At 47.8% G+C, this 17,905-nt stretch carries 13 protein-coding genes and 2 pseudogenes; 14 read left to right on the top strand and 1 reads right to left on the bottom strand.

Features of this window, described 5'->3' with window-relative positions:
• A pseudogene (locus CIK04_RS10470) lies at positions 1-186 on the bottom strand (IS5/IS1182 family transposase); the annotation flags it as partial.
• Positions 187-307: 121 nt separating this feature from the next.
• On the opposite strand from CIK04_RS10470, the gene CIK04_RS10475 reads away from it, so the two are divergent.
• The 14 genes and pseudogenes from CIK04_RS10475 to CIK04_RS10540 form a co-directional block, all read left to right on the top strand.
• Positions 308-793 carry a type II secretion system protein gene (locus tag CIK04_RS10475; RefSeq protein ID WP_097353590.1) on the top strand — a complete coding sequence of 162 codons (486 nt, stop codon included), beginning with the start codon at positions 308-310 and terminating at the stop codon, positions 791-793.
• Complete coding sequence (locus tag CIK04_RS10480) at positions 793-1,359, top strand: prepilin-type N-terminal cleavage/methylation domain-containing protein (RefSeq protein ID WP_097353591.1); 567 nt, start codon at positions 793-795, stop codon at positions 1,357-1,359. The genes CIK04_RS10475 and CIK04_RS10480 overlap by 1 nt, the downstream gene beginning before the upstream one ends.
• Positions 1,359-2,048, top strand: coding sequence for a PilW family protein (locus CIK04_RS10485; protein WP_097353592.1), 690 nt, complete (start codon positions 1,359-1,361; stop codon positions 2,046-2,048). Before CIK04_RS10480 ends, CIK04_RS10485 begins: the two co-directional genes overlap by 1 nt.
• Entirely contained in the window at positions 2,038-2,454 is a 417-nt protein-coding gene (locus CIK04_RS10490) for an MSHA biogenesis protein MshP (RefSeq protein WP_176463317.1), read from the top strand. The genes CIK04_RS10485 and CIK04_RS10490 overlap by 11 nt, the downstream gene beginning before the upstream one ends.
• 3 nt (positions 2,455-2,457) lie before the next feature.
• Positions 2,458-6,726 (top strand): DUF6701 domain-containing protein, encoded by a 4,269-nt coding sequence (locus CIK04_RS10495; RefSeq protein ID WP_097353593.1) that lies wholly within the window; start codon positions 2,458-2,460, stop codon positions 6,724-6,726.
• A gap of 152 nt (positions 6,727-6,878) precedes the next feature.
• The gene (locus tag CIK04_RS10500) at positions 6,879-7,922 is read left to right on the top strand and encodes a rod shape-determining protein (RefSeq protein ID WP_011151240.1); all 1,044 of its coding nucleotides are present in this window, start codon (positions 6,879-6,881) and stop codon (positions 7,920-7,922) included.
• A 56-nt stretch (positions 7,923-7,978) separates the two neighbouring features.
• Entirely contained in the window at positions 7,979-8,869 is an 891-nt protein-coding gene (gene mreC, locus CIK04_RS10505) for a rod shape-determining protein MreC (RefSeq protein WP_128824610.1), read from the top strand.
• Positions 8,859-9,347, top strand: a complete 489-nt coding sequence (mreD, locus tag CIK04_RS10510; protein ID WP_097353594.1) for a rod shape-determining protein MreD — start codon at positions 8,859-8,861, stop codon at positions 9,345-9,347. Before mreC ends, mreD begins: the two co-directional genes overlap by 11 nt.
• A 4-nt stretch (positions 9,348-9,351) precedes the next feature.
• A complete protein-coding gene (locus CIK04_RS10515; protein ID WP_038969692.1) occupies positions 9,352-9,912 on the top strand; it encodes a nucleoside triphosphate pyrophosphatase in 561 nt (186 codons plus the stop codon).
• Between the two features lie 22 nt (positions 9,913-9,934).
• Positions 9,935-11,404, top strand: coding sequence for a ribonuclease G (gene rng / locus CIK04_RS10520; RefSeq protein ID WP_039549923.1), 1,470 nt, complete (start codon positions 9,935-9,937; stop codon positions 11,402-11,404).
• A gap of 10 nt (positions 11,405-11,414) precedes the next feature.
• Positions 11,415-15,302 (top strand): YhdP family protein, encoded by a 3,888-nt coding sequence (locus tag CIK04_RS10525; protein WP_097353595.1) that lies wholly within the window; start codon positions 11,415-11,417, stop codon positions 15,300-15,302.
• Between the two features lie 10 nt (positions 15,303-15,312).
• Entirely contained in the window at positions 15,313-16,137 is an 825-nt protein-coding gene (locus CIK04_RS10530; protein WP_097353596.1) for a carbon-nitrogen hydrolase family protein, read from the top strand.
• A 22-nt stretch (positions 16,138-16,159) separates the two neighbouring features.
• Entirely contained in the window at positions 16,160-17,605 is a 1,446-nt protein-coding gene (gene tldD / locus CIK04_RS10535) for a metalloprotease TldD (protein WP_097353597.1), read from the top strand.
• A 110-nt stretch (positions 17,606-17,715) separates the two neighbouring features.
• Positions 17,716-17,905: pseudogene (locus tag CIK04_RS10540) on the top strand (IS5/IS1182 family transposase); the annotation flags it as partial.

Genomic DNA, 17,905 nt, shown 5'->3' on the forward strand with positions numbered 1-17,905 from the left:
GAAGAGACGAACAGGGTCAACAGGTGGACGCCCATTATCTTTACAATAAAGATGAGCGACTTCATCACGAATGAATTCAAAGTCGATAGCATTATCGATTTTGCGCACTAAATGGTCTTTAGGAACTAACTGTTCCATCGTCACCATTTCCAGTTCGTATTGTTGCGGGGTGGGTTCTTGAAGCATATCGGAGTATCCATATTTCGATACCCCTATTAGATCAAAGGTCTAGCTCGAAAGCTAGACCTTTGTCAGCAGTCTGAGGCCAGCTTAGCTGGCCTTTTATTTCTGCCGAACAGCGTAAGCTATGATAAAGCGTGCACAAGCTGGTTTTACTCTCGTCGAGCTGATCGTGGTGATTCTACTGATCAGTATCGTCTCTGCTTATGCTGCCAGTCGCTATATTGGCACTGGCACTTTTTCTGCGTATGCCGCGCAAGAGCAGGCGATATCGATCATTCGTCAGCTTCAAGTCTATCGTATGCAGTCCAACACCACGAATTCTGCCAATCCAAATTTTGAGTTAACCGCCAGCGGTGGTTGTTTAGGCTCAAGCGCAGGTTGTTCTGCTGCCGCCACGCCTCAGGCCGCGGAATCACGTAGTGATGTGATGCGCCTTGACGGTGTTTCCGTCTCCTCGACAATTTCTCCTATTCGCTTTGATTTGCGTGGTAATCCATTGCAGACCAACGGTTCTGCTCTTAACAGTGTCACCATTACCTTTACGGCTTCCGGAGAAAGTGCGGCAGTTTGTATCAATAGCCAAGGCTACGTGAGTGGCGGGAGCTGCTGATGAAAAAACACCAAGGAATGACGCTCATCGAAAGTATTGTGGCGATGGTATTGATTGCCGTTGCTATGGTGACCTTGACCAGTTTGCTCTTTCCCAATGTAAAAAATTCCGCTGCGCCGCACTACCAAACGCGTGCCATTGCCCTAGGACAGGGCTTTATGAGCCAAATTCTCGCACGCGGTTTTGATCACAACAGCAATTTTGATGGTGGCAGTACACGTTGCGGTGAAGACGGTGTGTTGTGCACTGCTGCTGATGGTTTAGGCGCAGAAGAGGCTCAAGTGGTCGATTATAACGATGTCGACGATTATATTGGTTGTTGGTATACCACCAATACCCAATCTCAATGCCCAGCAGGTTCGGTTCAAAAGTCATTAGTGGATGTCTTTGGCAGCACCATCAACACAGAATATCCGAATTTTCGGGTTGATGTGCGTGTGTTCTACGATGGCAACATGGATGGCAGTGACGATGGGGCGGTGAGTACGTTAAAGCGTATTGAAATGGCAATACACGCCGGTCAATACGGGCCGTATCCTCTCGTGGCGTATAAGGGGAACTACTGATGAGTTCTCGTGGTTTTACCCTAGTGGAAATGGTGCTGACGTTAATTGTCGGTAGCATTTTGGTGCTGGGCATTGCTGGTTTCGTTGAGCTCGGAACAAAAGGCTATGCGGACTCAGTAGACAGGCAGCGTATCCAAACACAAGCCCAATTTGTGTTAGAGAAATTGTCTCGTGAATTTCGTCATGCTGTGCCGAACAGTTTCAGTGATAGCGGCAATTGCTTGTCTTTTTATCCAATTGTCTATTCGGGCTTTTACGCCGTGGAAGGTAACGATATTCAATTTTTGATAGGCAATACGAATGCTACGTCACCGTTAGCCAGCGGGTTAAGCTTGGTCATTAATCCAAGTCGTCAGCAAGACCTCGTTAGCGATTCATTTGATGTCTCAGGGTTAACTAACGGCGCGGGTTATTTTGCGGTGTTGAACCAAGCTGCCAGCTTAGAAAGTAATTCCATCAACCGTCGACACTATATTTTTAATGCCAATGGCCGTGTTGAATATTGTTTTACCGCAGGGCGGATCAGCCGCAATGGTGTGCAAGTCGCCGATAGTGTTTCCGCAGCAAGTTTCAACTACCTAGAGCCGACACTGCAGCGTGGTGGGTTAGTGCATATCAAGCTGACGTTTACGCAAAATGATGAATCGAGTCATTACCAACAAGATGTGCAGGTGCTCAATGTTCCCTAATCGACGTAAGCAACAAGGAAACATGCTGGTGGTCGCCATCTTCGTCATTGTGGTGATGGGTTTTCTCGCCTCTTCATTGACGCGTATTAACTGGTCTAACAGCGATAATTTAACGCGTGAACAGTTAGGGACTCAAGCATGGCTCATGGCACAATCGGCCAATGAGTGGGCGTTAACTCAGCTCTACCCACTTGGCGTATCAGCCTCGGTGTCTACTGCGTGTGCTACCATTCAAGGTGCAACGCCAAGTGTCAGCGTCAATAGCCCTTGCCGCAATCCACAAATTAGTTGCCAATCAATTGGTACATTGCAGAGTGAGACTTTTTATCGCCTTGAGGCGAGCGCAGTCTGCGGGAGTGGTATAGTTGAAGTAGAGCGTAGACAAGAAGTCTGGGTGAAGGAGTAGGAGATGAAACGTTGTATTCAATTGCTGTGGCTTACTCTTGCTATGCTGTTCTTTACTCCATTGAGTTATGGAGCGTCATGTAGTGTGCATGGTGAATCAGATTTTACCATTTCCTTTCGTGTTACTGGTTCAAATACTTACCAAGAGTTTTATCTAAAGCAGGGAAGCCATGGTCATGTCCTTTGGTATACCCATGAGGAAAGGGTGGGTAGCTCTTACATCTTTAACGAACAAAATCTTGAAATTGGAACGAGCTATGATGTTCGTGTCACTAATGATGCAAGTACTAATCGCCTCAATTATTATCGGAAGAAAGCGTCTTCTTCCGATTGGCAGTTTATTGAAACCAAAATTCAAGACCTGCACAACGGCAACCTAAGTCCAGTCGATGGGGGAACAATTAGTAATGTCTCATGTGGAGGTGGCATTACTACGCCTCCCACCTATTCAAACAATGCACAATTCGAGTTTGGCACGCATATTTGTCAAAGTATGCCTTGTAGCATTCCTCTAACAAAAAATTATACCTACACGCCGCTTGTATTTGTCATGCCGACAATTGATTCCATTAGCCCGGATGCTGATGCGCCATCGACCTTGTATGTGTCATCTAACTTAGATTCGAGTTCTGCATCATTCACGATTCATCAAAGAACAAAAAATATTTCAGGTAGCAACTTCACACCGATTGCTATGACCTCGGTGAGTTACCTAGTGATTGAACCCGGTATTGCCTCATTTGGTGGACATCAAGTACTAGCGGGATATGTCAATAGTAACGCTGTCGCTTCCAAAAGTGGCAGTGACAGTTTTTCTCAAGTGAACTTCTCTTCTTTTGGTTTGAACTCATTTAATGCCGAACCTGTGTTATTGCACCAAATTCAAACCAACAACAATGCAGATAAATGGATGACATCGGGGCGGGTTTTACAGAGCTCATCAACAGCGAGAAGACAATCTGCCCAACTCTTTTTAGAGCTATCGGCTTCTTTAGTCTCGGGTTATAGCTACAAACAGGAAAAGATAGCTTTTCTAGCGACACTGCCAACTTCAGCCAATATTGCCGTAGACAACAATTTAGTTCAATTTAGTAATACTTTTCGTACGCCAAGTCAGTCGTTACCTGAACCGATGCAAGACGGGTGTGACAGTTATGCGACGACATCGCTGTCCAGCTTATCTGGTGTTGTTGCCAAGAAACAGGAAAGAGCAGGTGGACATGGAGGTTGGTTGCGTCGATGCAGTATTCAAAACAACCAAGTTAGCTTTGTTGTCGATGAAGACTTTAGTGATAGGAGCCACATTCGAGAATATGTGGGCTATTTTGCATTTGAGCAACAAAGGCCGAGTATTGATTTGTGTCAGTACTTTCCTCAACCTGCACAAAGCTGGAAGTCGGGCAGTGAATTGAATATTGAAAATAATGGCAGCTCAATATCTGGTTGGTCAACAGACTACGTTAATGCGTACTTAGCAAACGGAGCTCTAAAAGTCGGTTTTGACACTATTTCCTATCATGCAGGATTATCTGGAGCATGTGATGTCGGTAGTTGTGCTAGTGGTGGTTTAAAGGCGGGAACACCTAGCCCCATTTCGCCTTCGTTTACCAGTACTGCAAGTTTATCTATTGATCAATGGAACTACGCAAGTATCTGCGATGGAAATTATTGTAGCTACTCAAACAGTGGCAGTAATGAAGTTACAATTACCATTCTTAAACCGTTGAATACACTGATAGTAAATGGCTATAACACCCTTTCGTTTAAAGTTGTGTTTAATGATGTTGGTGGACCGTATGGAACGGAAGTGAGAAGTTACAATCCTGGGGGGCAGGTTGAAACAGTCTTAAAAGCCAACGGTCGCTACGCTTTCCGAGATATCACTTTTTCAGGGACTGGTGGAAAGTTCAGTTTTGAAAGGGGGGTTGTTCTCTATGTTGTGAATTCATTTGTTCAAAACAACACAACCATCATGAATGATCTAGGCGGGCTAAAAGATATGATCATTTACGGACCAACTGCCACATTTAACTTCAATACTCCTACATCGGATTTTGCTGCGCAGATTTTAGGGGATCGTGTGACGTTCAGTAACCCGATTACGTTACGCGGAGCAGTAACAACGAATCGATTAACGATGAGCACCGGAAACATTAAAATTATTGGAGAGGGGGCGTGTCTGACACCAAGTTCAAATTATACTTTAGAACTTGTTCCAAGTAGTGATATCGCGTTGACCTGCGAAACCCTAACGCCGACTGTTCGTGTGCTTGATAATGGTGTTTTAGCAACAAATTTCTCGGGATCGGTGACGGTGCTCGTTGATGGTGTGCCGCAGCAATTGACATCGGTTAATGGTGTTCTTGAACAGATATTGTCACTCACTGTGAACCAAACTAAAACGGTTGCTGTTGAGGCCTACATTAATGGTGACCAGGCTAATACGACGGTAACAGGGCAATATCAGTTTGTCCCCTTCAAATTTGCCATTGATGACCAGTATGTTGTCGCGAGTAAGCCTCAATCTGTTGAAGCCCAAGTCATGGCGTGTGACTCAGGAAACGTGGTTGATATTGGTTACAATGGTACGCCAGTTATCACATCAACATTGACCCAGCCATTAGGCGGTATGGGCGTACTGACTTATTCTCCAGTATTTGCTTCTGGTACTAGTACGAGCGATTTGACCTTCACTGATTCTGGAGTTGTGCAAGTGCAGTTGGAAGATGGAAGCTTTGATTGTACTGGAGTGCAAGGTTGCCCTATCGAAGGTTCAAGTACATTAAAAGGCCAGTTCGTTGTGAACTCTCGCCCGTGGACGTTTGCTATCTGCAATGCTGACGCTCCCGTGTTGCCCATGGATGGTACTTCATCCTCGGGGACTAAATTCAAACTTGCCTCTGAACGGTTTAACCTTCACGTAAAACCGATTGTTTGGCAAAGCGGTGGTGCTGTCTCAGGAGAAATTGAAACCAGCAGCTACTGTAATGCAGCGATTACCCAAAACTTCTTTGCCAGTAATGCGCCCAGTGCGGTCGTTGAGATGAGCAGTGCCTTGCACTCCCCTGCGGGAGGAAGTACAAGTGTGTTACTTCAAGGAGACAATGGGTTAAGCAAAGTACACAGCAGTGGCAGCGGTAGTGGTACAAATCAATACTATGATTTTACTCAGCTCTATTGGGATGAAGTGGGCAGCTTGAAAGTCATGGCGGATGCGCAGGCCAATTATCTGGGAATGGACATTAACTTGGGCTACCGCAATATTGGCCGATTTGTGCCTGAAAAATTGGTGTTAGCGAGCAATAGTTGGACGTATGCGACCGGGCATTCGGGATTCGCGTACATGAACCAACCGATTGACCATGCTTTTAGTGTTGAGGCGCAAAATGCCTCAGATCAAGTGACACAGAATTATGGCTTGTTCGATTCAGCGTATGTTTCAACCGTCTCTTATTTCAATGTTGATAACACGCATAATGAAATCGTTGATCGGGTGAAAGATTACTCGACGTTAACTTGGCAACAACCTGCTTGGTCTTTAGGGGCGCTCAATGTCACTTTGACGCAGTATGAGTTTGCAAAGAAAGCCATTGCGCCTTCACCGTCACCTTACACGACTCAAGTCGATGGGCCATATACTCAAGGTTTTGGCTTGTGGACCAGTACGGTGGTGGATGGCGTTGATTTCGAGAATAAAGAGTTGGAAGTGCATGATGGTGCTGGTGCCATCGTCAAATCGGGCAAAGCATTTTCTGAGCTGCCAGATTTCCGCTATGGACGCATGCGCTTGCAAGACGTGGGTGGCTTTACTGGCAATCAAATTGAAGTGCCGTTAAGTGCGGAATATTGGAATGGCAGCCAGTTTGTGACCAATGGGGACGATTCTGGCAGTGACTTCGATGGTAGTCAGTTCTGTCGTCAGCTGATTTGGCATAGCCAAGCGCAAACCAGCAGTAATGCTTCGCTCAGTGGCAGCGACATCGTCTCGGCTGGCAGCTCGGATCAGCTGTCTGCTCGCCAGTCGACAACGGACATTAATAATCAAATCCGTGAGCAAGTGCGCTTTTGGCTGCGCGTCAGCGATACCAACTTACAAAAAGTCGCTACCACCGATAACGATATTCAGTGCAATGGCAGCGGTGCTCGCCCGTGGCTTCGTTTCAATTGGCGCAATTTAGGCGATGAAGACCCTAACGCTGTCGTCACCTTTGGAATTAACCGTGGAAACGATCGGGTTATTTACAAAGGTGAATCTGGCTTAACGGGCCAATAAATAATGTGGATTTTTTGCGCTAAGTAAGGAATCTGTCAGAAATTGGGGCTTTGAGCCCATGTTTATACTTCAATGCCTTGCTGTCACAGCAAGGCATTGGTACATTTAGGACAATTTTTATCTTCTATTTTCTTGCAGGATGAGCGAAGAATATGTTTAAAAAACTTCGTGGCATGTTTTCCAACGACCTATCTATCGATTTAGGTACCGCCAATACTCTTATTTACGTTAAAGGCCAAGGCATTGTGCTAGACGAGCCTTCAGTAGTTGCAATCCGTCAGGATCGTGCAGGTTCAGCGAAAAGTGTCGCAGCCGTTGGTCACGCTGCTAAGCAAATGCTTGGTCGTACACCAGGCAATATTTCCGCGATTCGTCCGATGAAAGATGGCGTGATTGCAGACTTTAACGTGACTGAAAAAATGCTTCAGCACTTTATTAAGCAAGTGCACGACAACAGCATTCTCAAGCCAAGCCCACGTGTTCTAGTGTGTGTGCCTTGTGGTTCGACGCAAGTTGAGCGTCGCGCAATTCGTGAATCTGCGTTGGGCGCAGGGGCTCGTGAAGTCTTCTTGATTGATGAACCAATGGCGGCGGCAATCGGTGCGGGTCTGCGTGTTTCTGAACCGACCGGCTCTATGGTGGTCGATATCGGTGGTGGTACCACAGAAGTGGCGGTGATCTCGCTAAACGGTGTGGTGTATTCTTCTTCTGTGCGTATCGGTGGTGACCGTTTTGATGAAGCGATCATCAACTACGTGCGTCGTAACTACGGCAGCTTAATCGGTGAAGCGACGGCAGAAAAAATCAAGCATGAAATCGGTTCTGCTTACCCAGGTGATGAAGTGCATGAGATCGAAGTTCGTGGTCGTAACCTTGCCGAAGGTGTGCCACGTAGCTTTACCCTAAACTCAAATGAGATCTTAGAAGCACTGCAAGAGCCGCTATCAGGCATTGTCTCGGCTGTGATGGTTGCGCTAGAGCAGTGTCCGCCAGAGCTGGCGTCAGATATTTCTGAAAACGGTATGGTACTCACTGGTGGTGGTGCACTACTGAAAGATCTTGATCGTTTGCTGACAGAAGAAACTGGCATCCCTGTAGTGATCGCAGAAGATCCACTGACTTGTGTGGCTCGTGGCGGCGGTAAAGCACTAGAAATGATCGACATGCACGGTGGCGATCTATTCTCTGAAGAATAACGGTGAAGGTTAAGTGCCATGGCGTTTAACCTTCAAACCTAAGGTTCTAAAACAAAATGAAGCCAATTTTTGGTAGAGGTCCTTCTCTACAATTGCGTCTTTTTTTTGCTGTCATTACATCAGCCAGCCTCATGCTGGCTGATGGTCGCTTAGATGCTTTCTCTGGTGTTCGATATTTCCTCAATAGTTTAGTCGCACCGATCCAATATACTGCCAACTTACCACGCAGCATGTTTGACGGTGTCTATGAGCGTTTTAGTACCCGTCAGTCTCTGCTTGAGGGGAATCAAAATCTCAAGCGAGAAGTATTGAGACTGAGAAGTGATCTTCTGCTACTGGAACAGTACAAAGAAGAAAACCAGCGCCTGCGTAAGCTTCTTGGCTCTTCGTTTGTGCGTGATGAAAAGAAAATGGTCGCCGAAGTGATGGCGGTCGACACCTCTCCTTATCGTCATCAAGTGGTGATCGATAAAGGTGGCATCGATGGTGTCTACATCGGTCAACCGGTGATCAACGAAAAAGGTATTGTAGGTCAGATCACCTTCGTTTCGGCACACAATAGCCGAGTATTGCTATTGAGCGATGCGAAGAATGCGATTCCAGTGCAAGTTGTGCGCAATGATATTCGTGTGATCGCTTCTGGCAATGGCAGCATTGATGAGATCCAGTTAGAGCATATCCCAACCAGCACCGATGTTCAGGTCGATGATCTATTGGTGACATCTGGTCTTGGGGGCGTTTATCCAGAGGGTTACCCCGTGGCTTACGTTACCTCCGTTGAGCATGACACTCGCCGAGAGTTTGCGGCAATAAAAGCTAAGCCTGTGGTGGAGTTTGATCGCTTACGTTACCTATTGCTGGTTTGGCCAAATGAAGATCGCCAGCATAAAGTGCTGAATGCCAACGTAGAAGAAGAAGCGACGCAAGAGGTGAAAGATGGCGAATAGCGTATTGCGTAGCAAGATGGTCATTGGGGGCAGCTTTTTTATTGCACTGGTGCTGCAAACCATTCCTTGGCCGGGGGCATTAGATCTTTTCCGACCGGCTTGGCTACTTTTGGTAACCTGTTACTGGGTACTGGCACTGCCGCATCGTGTTAACGTTGGCAGTGCGTTAGTGCTTGGTCTTTTGTGGGACCTCCTGATTGGCTCGACATTAGGCATTCGCGGCATGATGCTGTCGATCGTCGTGTATTTGGTCGCGTTGAATTTCCTCGTTATTCGCAACATGGCATTGTGGCAGCAAGCCTTGCTTATCGCCTTCTTAAGCGTGTTGCTAGAAGTGTTCATATTCTGTGGTGAATATTTGATCCAGGACGTAGTATTCAACCCATTATCGCTATGGACCGCAGTAATTAACTGTATACTTTGGCCATGGGTGTTTTTACTGTTACGGCGCGTTCGTCGTCACTGGCATGTAAGGTAAGACGATGCACAAGCTGGTTTTAGCCTCAGGCTCACCAAGGCGTAAAGAGTTATTGGCGCAACTTGGTTATACGTTTGATGTCGTGTTACCGGATATCGAAGAATGCAAGGCGGAACAAGAGACGGCCGCTGAGTACGTGTTGCGCTTGTCGCAACAAAAAGCACAAGCAGGGTTGGCTTTAGTGTCAGAGTCCTCCATCGTGGTGGGCTCCGATACTGTTGTGGTGTGTGATGGCCAAGTCTTAGAAAAACCACACCATTTTGCTGATGCTCAGCGAATGCTCACGCAACTTTCAGATCGTCGTCATCAAGTGATGACGGCGGTGACTGTCGTAAGTGCAGAAAAACAACACTCTGTCGTCGTAACGACAGAGGTGTGGTTCAAGAAACTGACTCAAGAAGAAATCGAACAATATTGGCAGTCAGGTGAACCATGCGATAAAGCAGGCAGTTATGGAATTCAAGGTTTGGGTGGACGTTTTGTTACCCGTATTGAGGGCAGCTATTCCGCTGTCGTAGGACTCCCTTTGTATGAAACAGACCAACTGCTGCACGAATTCATATAATTTCAAACATTGAGGTGTGCACATGAGTGCAGAGTTGCTGCTAAACGTGACCCCGAGTGAAACTCGCGTGGCCATGATTGAGGGGGGGGTACTCCAAGAAGTCCATATTGAACGTGAAGCCCGTCGTGGCATTGTCGGAAACATCTACAAAGGCAAAGTGAGCCGAGTCTTGCCAGGTATGCAAGCGGCTTTCGTTGATATCGGTTTGGATAAAGCCGCCTTCCTCCACGCGTCTGATATTGTTCCTCATACCGAATGCGTTGCTGAAAATGAAAAGCAGCAATTCCAAGTGCGTGATATTTCTGAACTGGTACGTCAAGGGCAAGACATTGTCGTGCAAGTAGTGAAAGATCCGTTGGGCACCAAAGGGGCTCGCCTCACCACTGACATTACGCTGCCTTCTCGTTATCTCGTCTTTATGCCGGGAGCTAGCCACGTTGGTGTTTCACAGCGTATTGAAAGTGAATCGGAGCGCGAACGTCTTAAGAAAATCGTTAGCCATTACTGTGATGAACATGGTGGCTTTATTATCCGCACGGCGGCGGAAGGCGCCGATGGCAAAGAGTTGTCACAAGATGCGGCATTTTTGAAACGCCTGTGGCTCAAAGTGATGGAGCGTCGTAGCAAATACAAAACCCGTTCAACGTTGTACGGTGAGTTGGGGTTAGCGCAACGTATCCTTCGCGACTTTGTCGGAACCGAGCTGGATAAGATTTTGGTCGACTCTCGTCTAGAATTTGAAAACTTGAAAGAATTCACGTCAGAATACGTTCCTGAATTGACGGATAAGCTCGAGCTTTACGAAGGGGATAAACCGATTTTCGACATGTACGATACGGAGAACGAGATTCAACGTTCTTTGGAGCGTAAAGTGGAGCTGAAATCGGGTGGGTATCTGATCATTGATCAAACCGAAGCGATGACCACAGTGGACATCAATACTGGGGCATTTGTTGGCCGCCGTAATCTTGAAGAAACGATTTTCAACACCAACATCGAAGCGACGCAAGCCATTGCACGTCAACTGCGTTTACGTAACTTAGGCGGCATTATCATTATCGATTTCATTGATATGTCGTCAGAAGAGCATCGTAAGCGAGTGCTTGCCTCGTTAGAAAATGCCTTAAGCAAAGATCGAGTCAAAACCAACATCAATGGCTTTACTCAGCTTGGTCTGGTGGAAATGACCCGTAAGCGCACACGCGAAAGCATTGAGCACATTCTCTGTTCAAGTTGTCCAACGTGTGAAGGGCGCGGCAGTGTGAAGACGGTAGAAACCGTATGTTATGAAATTCTGCGTGAAATCACCCGAGTCAACCGAGCTTACGATGCGGACAAGTTTGTCGTGTACGCCTCGCCAGCGGTGGCAGACGCTTTGCATGGTGATGAGTCCCATGCTTTGGCAGAGTTGGAAGTCTTTATTGGTAAGCAAGTACGCATTCAAGCCGAGCCTTTGTATATCCAAGAGCAGTTTGATGTCGTGATGATGTAATGGATAGTTTGTGATTTCTGGTTTTACCCTATTTTGGCGAGCGGTGTTGTGGTTATTAGTGACCCTCTTGTTGCTGCTCGCCATCTTGGTCACTGGGCTGCGCATTGCGTTGCCGCAGATGAACCAATTTCAAGATGAAATCAAAACCTGGGTCAAGCAAGGCACCGGGTTGGATGTCTCTATTTCCAGTGTTTCGGGTTCTTGGCGTAACAGCCACCCTTCGGTCGCTCTTCAGGGCTTTGAAGCTTTCTTATCTGGAGAGAAAAAGGTCAATATTTCCGTTGATGAAGTGCATATTGAGTTTGACCTACTGGAATCCATTCTGCGTCTGCAACCTGTAGTCGCCAATCTCAATATGAGTGGTTTGGCGCTCGATATTCGCTCGATAGAGCTTGTCGCCGCGGAAGGTCCTCCTACTCGAGAAGCCTCTTCTGAATCGCAAGAATCGTCTAACTTAATCAAGCAATTGGATAATCTTTTGCTGCGTCAGTTGGAAGAGTTCTCCGTCACGCAATCTAAAATCTGGTACCAATCGGTGTCGGGCGAAAACCGCCGTCTTGATATTGACCGCTTACGCTGGCGCAATCAAGGTGCGCACCATTTAGCAGAAGGCGTGGTGAGTGTCGCGGGTACCAATCTTAATGCACTGTTAGTGAGCGCTAACTTTGTTGACCACGGCTCTTTGTTAGATGTCAGCGGAGAGTTTTACGTCAATGCGGAAGAAATTGCGATCAGACAATGGCTCACTCGCTATGTGAAGAAAGAGACGGGGATTGATTCAGGCAAGATCAGTTTGAAATCTTGGTTGACGTTGCAACATTCTCAGCCACGCTATGCGTTTGTCGAATTGCTGCCATCTGAGTTGAGTTGGACGGAAAACGGCCAGCATGAGCTCACTCTGGAGTCTGGTATTTTAAAACTCTCTCCCGACGGTGAGGGCTGGAAGGTGAGTGGCCATTCATTGACGCTCCGTACCGATGAACTTGAATGGCCTCAATTGGACATTGCCTTTGATTGGCAGCCACAAGGATGGAAGCTCAATTTATCCCAATTGAGTCTTGAAGCGCTGCTGCCGATGGCCAAGTTGTTACCCGACTCTGATCAAACCACCCAAACACTGCAAAAACTGCAGCCAAGTGGTACGGTGGAAGATATCCGTGTGGCCATGTCAGGCAGTGATCTCGATTCGTTACGTTATTCTGCAGAACTAGACAGTTTGGCAATGCAGCAGTGGGATCTGCTACCGGGCTTTCATCATGTCAGTGGGACGCTGTTTGGTGACGTGAAACAAGCCAAAGCGTCGATATCGGTGATTGATGATGTGTTCCCATATGGCGAGGTATTCCAAGCCCCACTTAATATCAAGCAAGGACAAGTGGATATTGTTTGGCAGAACGATCAAAACGGTTGGCGTTTATGGGCTGACAAAGTCACAGCAGCAACACCAGATCTTCAGGTGTTGGGGGCGTTTCGTCTTGATTTTCCAAAAGATAAAAGCCCATTTTTGTCTTTCTATGCCGAAGCTGATGCCTATAACGTCGGTGAAACGTGGCGCTATTTACCCACGTTAGCGTTAGGACGGGAGTTAACGGATTACCTTTCTACGGCCATTCAAGGCGGCAAGGTCAATACCGCGAAGTTACTTTGGTATGGTGAACTGGCGGATTTCCCATACACCAACAATGACGGCATGTTCCAAGCTTGGGTGGGCTTAAAGCAAGGCAAATTTAGCTTTGATACCGCTTGGCCGCCCATTACCGATTTGCAACTGGATCTGCTATTCCAAAATGATGCCATGTATTTGGATTCCAAATCCGCCACGCTAAAAGATGTCAAAGCGAGTCGAATTACTGGCCGTATTCCTGAACTAGCGGAAGGTGGACATATTGAGATTGAAGCGAAAGCGACCGCAGCAGGTAATGCAGTGCGTGACTACATGACCGCCACGCCATTGGTCGATTCGGTTGGCGCGGCGTTAACGGCTTTGCAAGTTCGTGGCCCAGTGAAGTCAGAGTTTCAGCTCAATATTCCGTTTACCAGTGACAAAGAGCCGCGAGCGTGGGGATATGCGGAGTTAAAGGGCAACCGAGTTGACATTGATGCACCACCAATGACGTTGGAAAAAGTCTCGGGAAGGATTGAATTTGACAATGATGTGGTGAAAGCGTCTGGGCTTTCTGCTCGTTTGTTAAAGCAGCCTATTGCCATCGATTTTGCTGGAGAAAGTGCAGATTACGGCTATAGCGTGGTGATCAACACCTTGGCGGATTGGGATGTAAAACCGTTGGTGCCTTACGTGGGTGAGCAATGGTTGGGCCGACTTTCTGGTCACGCGCCTTGGAGTATGGATATCGATCTGCAATTAAACGATGTTGGCTTTACCTACCAAGTCGATCTCAATGCCAAGTTGAACAGCGTTGCGAGCCGATACCCCTATCCACTGAATAAGAATGTTGGTGAAGCGTGGCAAGCTCGCATGCAGGCATCGGGCAATCAAGAGTCGATCACTGCACGTTTGCAAATGCCCAATGCCAAGTACCAAACGGAAATTGATATTACGGGCAAAGTGCCCGTATTGAGTGCAACCAATCTGGTGCTGGGCAGTGGTGGCTTCAAAATTAGCCCAGTGGTGGGCCACCATGCCTTGATTCGTACCGAATACTTTGACCTCGACCAATGGCTGAGTGTGTTGAGTCAACCGCCAAAAAGCGCGACATCGAAACTGGCACAAATGGATACGCCAGAGATTCCATTGCCAACACGCATCAAAGTCGAAACGCCAACCTTAATGCTCAGTGGCATCGAGTTTAATGATGTGGATTTCTCGGCACGGAAGAAAAATCTCAATTGGCAGTTCAACCTTAAAAGCCAAGAAGCCGTAGGACAGGCGAACTACCTAGAACCTTACGACTTAGCGGTATCATTAGAGCGTTTGCATCTTTATGTGCCAGGGTTGGATGAGAAAAAAGCACAGGGTGAGTCCTTACTTACCGCGGAGAGCCCGGAAGCGCCATTGATCAGTCAGTTTGATCGCGAATTTCATCAACTGATGCCAAACTTAACACTGAACATCGATGATTTTTGGTTGCAGGGCTACAAAGTCGGCAAAGTGAACATTGATTTGCAACGCCAAGGCAAAGCTTTGGTGTGGAAAAATATTTCACTGGTCAGCGGCTCAAACCGCGTGGATGTGAATGGCGACTGGACATTGGATGGGGAAACCAGCCAATCGCGCATGAATCTCAAGGTGAAAAGTGATAACAACAGCGATTTGATGGAGCGATTTGGCATTACCTCCGGCATTCAAAAAGCGCCGTTTGAAATCACCTCACAAGTGACTTGGGATGGGGCGCCTTGGTCGATGCGGGTAAATACGCTCGATGGTGATGTGCAAACCGAGTTTGGCAAAGGCATCATTACTGACGTGAGCGGCGCGGCTCGTTTGTTGGGGCTATTTAGTCTCGATTCCATCATTCGTAAAATGCAGCTCGATTTTACCGATGTGTTCGACAAAGGCATGGCATTTAACTCCATCAAAGGCACGGGCAAGATCCAAGATGGCGTGTTTGTGACCAATGACATTGAGATGGATGCCTTAGCTGGCGCGATGAGAATTCGCGGGCTTGCCAACATGGTGACTCGAACGGTAGACGCGGAAGTGCAATTTACCCCAGATATTACCTCTGGTATCCCAATGTTGACGGCGTTTGCGGTTGCGCCACAAACAGCACTCTACGTGCTGGCAATCTCAACGGTGATTTCGCCGGTTGTGGAAGTATTTACCCAAGTTAACTACTCCGTCAAAGGGCCGCTTGACTCTCCAACGGTCAGTGAAATTTCGCGTAGCCGTGGTGAGTTTGAACTCCCAGAAAAACTGCGCAAAGAAGCGCAAGAATAAGGAGCGAATGATGGAAAGGATCGCCATTATTCAAATGACGTCAACGTCAGACTGTGCAGACAATGTGGCTTATATTGAGCATTGGGCAGAGCAGGCGGCGCTTCAGGGGGCGAGCTTGGTGGTGACCCCAGAAAACGCTTTGCTGTTTGGTGGCCGAGAGGATTACCACCAGCATGCCGAACCGCTTGGTGATGGCCCATTGCAACAAGCCATGGCGCAGCTTGCACAGCGGCTGTCAGTGACCTTAGTGATTGGCAGTATGCCGATTCGTCAAGGGCATGACGTTACCACCACCAGCTTGGTTTTTGGCCCCAATGGCGAACGTCTTGGTCATTACAGCAAGCTGCACATGTTTGATGTGGAGGTCAGCGATGGCCATGGGCACTACCGTGAATCAGACAGCTTTTTGGCTGGTGATCGCTGCAGTGTGGTGACCACGCCCACAGGCCGTTTAGGGCTTTCCATTTGCTATGATGTTCGCTTTCCAGCGTTGTACCAAACACTACGCCAACAGGGATCGGATATTCTGTTGGTGCCAGCGGCGTTTACGGCGGTGACTGGAGAGGCGCATTGGGAAATCCTCTTGCGCGCTCGAGCGATAGAAAATCAGTGCTGGGTGATTGCCGCAGCACAAGGCGGAATGCATTCCGCCAGTCGTGAAACGTGGGGCCACTCGATGGTCATTGACCCTTGGGGGAAAGTCGTCGCACAATTACCGCAACAAGGTGATTTGCTGCTTGCAGAGATAGACTTAGCCTTAAGTGACACGATTCGACGTAAAATGCCAGTGGTGAAACACAGCCGTTTTACTCATTTACTAGACAATAAAGATTGAATAACAAGGCAGAGCCAAGCTTATGAGCATAAATCAGATTGAAGAAGCGCTGTTAGCACCCGGGGGCCTGACGGCAGAGGATATCGCTGCTACGTTAGGCAGTATTGCGACGCGTCAAATTGACTATGCCGATATCTATTTTCAATCCAGTTGGCATGAGTCACTGGTGTTGGAAGACAGCATTATCAAAGATGGCTCATTTAACATTGATTGTGGTGTCGGCGTGCGTGCCGTGACGGGCGAGAAAACGGGTTTCGCCTATTCCGATCAAATTCAATTGGATGGTTTAAAGCAAAGTGCGATTGCGGCACGAGGCATTGCTCAACAGGGGCAAAATGGCCAAGTTCACGCGTTTAAACGCAGCGAAAACCAGCGCTACTACGCTGCAGTCAACCCACTGGCGGAGTGGGAAAAACAACAGAAAACCGAACTGCTTAAATCACTGGATGTTTACATTCGCACGAAAGAGCCGCTGATCAAAGAAGTGTCGATTAGCCTTAGTGGCGTGCACGAGCAAATGCTGGTGGCGGCGACGGATGGAACGTACGCAGGGGATATTCGCCCGTTAGTTCGTCTTTCCATTAGTGTGTTGGCGGAAAAAGGCGAACGACGCGAGCGTGGTAGCTCGGGTGGTGGTGGCCGTTTTGGCTACGATTTCTTTATCGGTGATGAAGACGGCGTCCAACGCGCGTTTCATTTTGCCGATGAAGCAATTCGCATGGCGTTGGTGAACCTAGAAGCCGATGCCGCACCTGCAGGCAGTATGCCAGTGGTTCTCGGTTCTGGTTGGCCGGGCGTTCTTCTGCATGAAGCGGTTGGTCATGGTTTGGAAGGCGATTTCAACCGTAAAGGGTCTTCGGTTTTCTCTGGCAAAGTCGGTCAGCAAGTGACTTCTTCTCTGTGTACCATTGTTGATGATGGCACCTTAAAAGATTTGCGCGGCTCACTTAACGTCGATGATGAAGGGGTGAATGGCCAGTACAACACGCTGATCGAAAATGGCGTGTTGAAAGGTTACATGCAAGATAAGCTCAACGCGCGTTTGATGGGAGTTAGCCCAACCGGCAATGGCCGCCGTGAATCGTACGCCCATTTACCGATGCCGCGTATGACCAATACCTATATGTTGCCAGGTCAGCATACCCCAGAAGAGATCATTTCGACGGTGAAGAAAGGCTTGTACGCACCGAACTTTGGTGGCGGTCAGGTGGACATTACTTCCGGTAAATTTGTGTTCTCGACCTCAGAAGCGTATTTGATTGAAGACGGCAAGATCACCCGCCCTGTGAAAGGGGCAACCTTGATCGGCTCGGGGATCGAAGCGATGCAGCAAGTCTCGATGGTGGGTAACGATCTCAGCATCGATCGCGGTGTCGGCGTATGTGGTAAAGCCGGGCAGAGCATTCCTGTTGGTGTTGGTCAGCCAACCCTCAAGCTGGATTCGATCACCGTGGGTGGTACCGAGTAATCTAAGAAATCAAAGGGGCGACGTGTTCGCCCCTCAGACTGCTGACAAAGGTCTAGCTTTCGAGCTAGACCTTTGATCTAATAGGGGTATCGAAATATGGATACTCCGATATGCTTCAAGAACCCACCCCGCAACAATACGAACTGGAAATGGTGACGATGGAACAGTTAGTTCCTAAAGACCATTTAGTGCGCAAAATCGATAATGCTATCGACTTTGAATTCATTCGTGATGAAGTCGCTCATCTTTATTGTAAAGATAATGGGCGTCCACCTGTTGACCCTGTTCGTCTCTTCAAAA

The organism is Vibrio sp. 03_296, from assembly GCF_002265885.1.

Excerpts from the sequence above, each read along its gene's own strand:
- tldD (WP_097353597.1), top strand. The coding sequence starts at position 16,160 with ATGAGCATAAATCAGATTGAAGAAGCGCTGTTAGCACCCGGGGGCCTG.
- mreC (WP_128824610.1), top strand. The coding sequence starts at position 7,979 with ATGAAGCCAATTTTTGGTAGAGGTCCTTCTCTACAATTGCGTCTTTTT.
- CIK04_RS10515 (WP_038969692.1), top strand. The coding sequence starts at position 9,352 with ATGCACAAGCTGGTTTTAGCCTCAGGCTCACCAAGGCGTAAAGAGTTA.
- mreD (WP_097353594.1), top strand. The coding sequence starts at position 8,859 with ATGGCGAATAGCGTATTGCGTAGCAAGATGGTCATTGGGGGCAGCTTT.
- rng (WP_039549923.1), top strand. The coding sequence starts at position 9,935 with ATGAGTGCAGAGTTGCTGCTAAACGTGACCCCGAGTGAAACTCGCGTG.
- CIK04_RS10485 (WP_097353592.1), top strand. The coding sequence starts at position 1,359 with ATGAGTTCTCGTGGTTTTACCCTAGTGGAAATGGTGCTGACGTTAATT.
- CIK04_RS10530 (WP_097353596.1), top strand. The coding sequence starts at position 15,313 with ATGGAAAGGATCGCCATTATTCAAATGACGTCAACGTCAGACTGTGCA.
- CIK04_RS10495 (WP_097353593.1), top strand. The coding sequence starts at position 2,458 with ATGAAACGTTGTATTCAATTGCTGTGGCTTACTCTTGCTATGCTGTTC.
- CIK04_RS10490 (WP_176463317.1), top strand. The coding sequence starts at position 2,038 with ATGTTCCCTAATCGACGTAAGCAACAAGGAAACATGCTGGTGGTCGCC.
- CIK04_RS10480 (WP_097353591.1), top strand. The coding sequence starts at position 793 with ATGAAAAAACACCAAGGAATGACGCTCATCGAAAGTATTGTGGCGATG.
- CIK04_RS10500 (WP_011151240.1), top strand. The coding sequence starts at position 6,879 with ATGTTTAAAAAACTTCGTGGCATGTTTTCCAACGACCTATCTATCGAT.
- CIK04_RS10475 (WP_097353590.1), top strand. The coding sequence starts at position 308 with ATGATAAAGCGTGCACAAGCTGGTTTTACTCTCGTCGAGCTGATCGTG.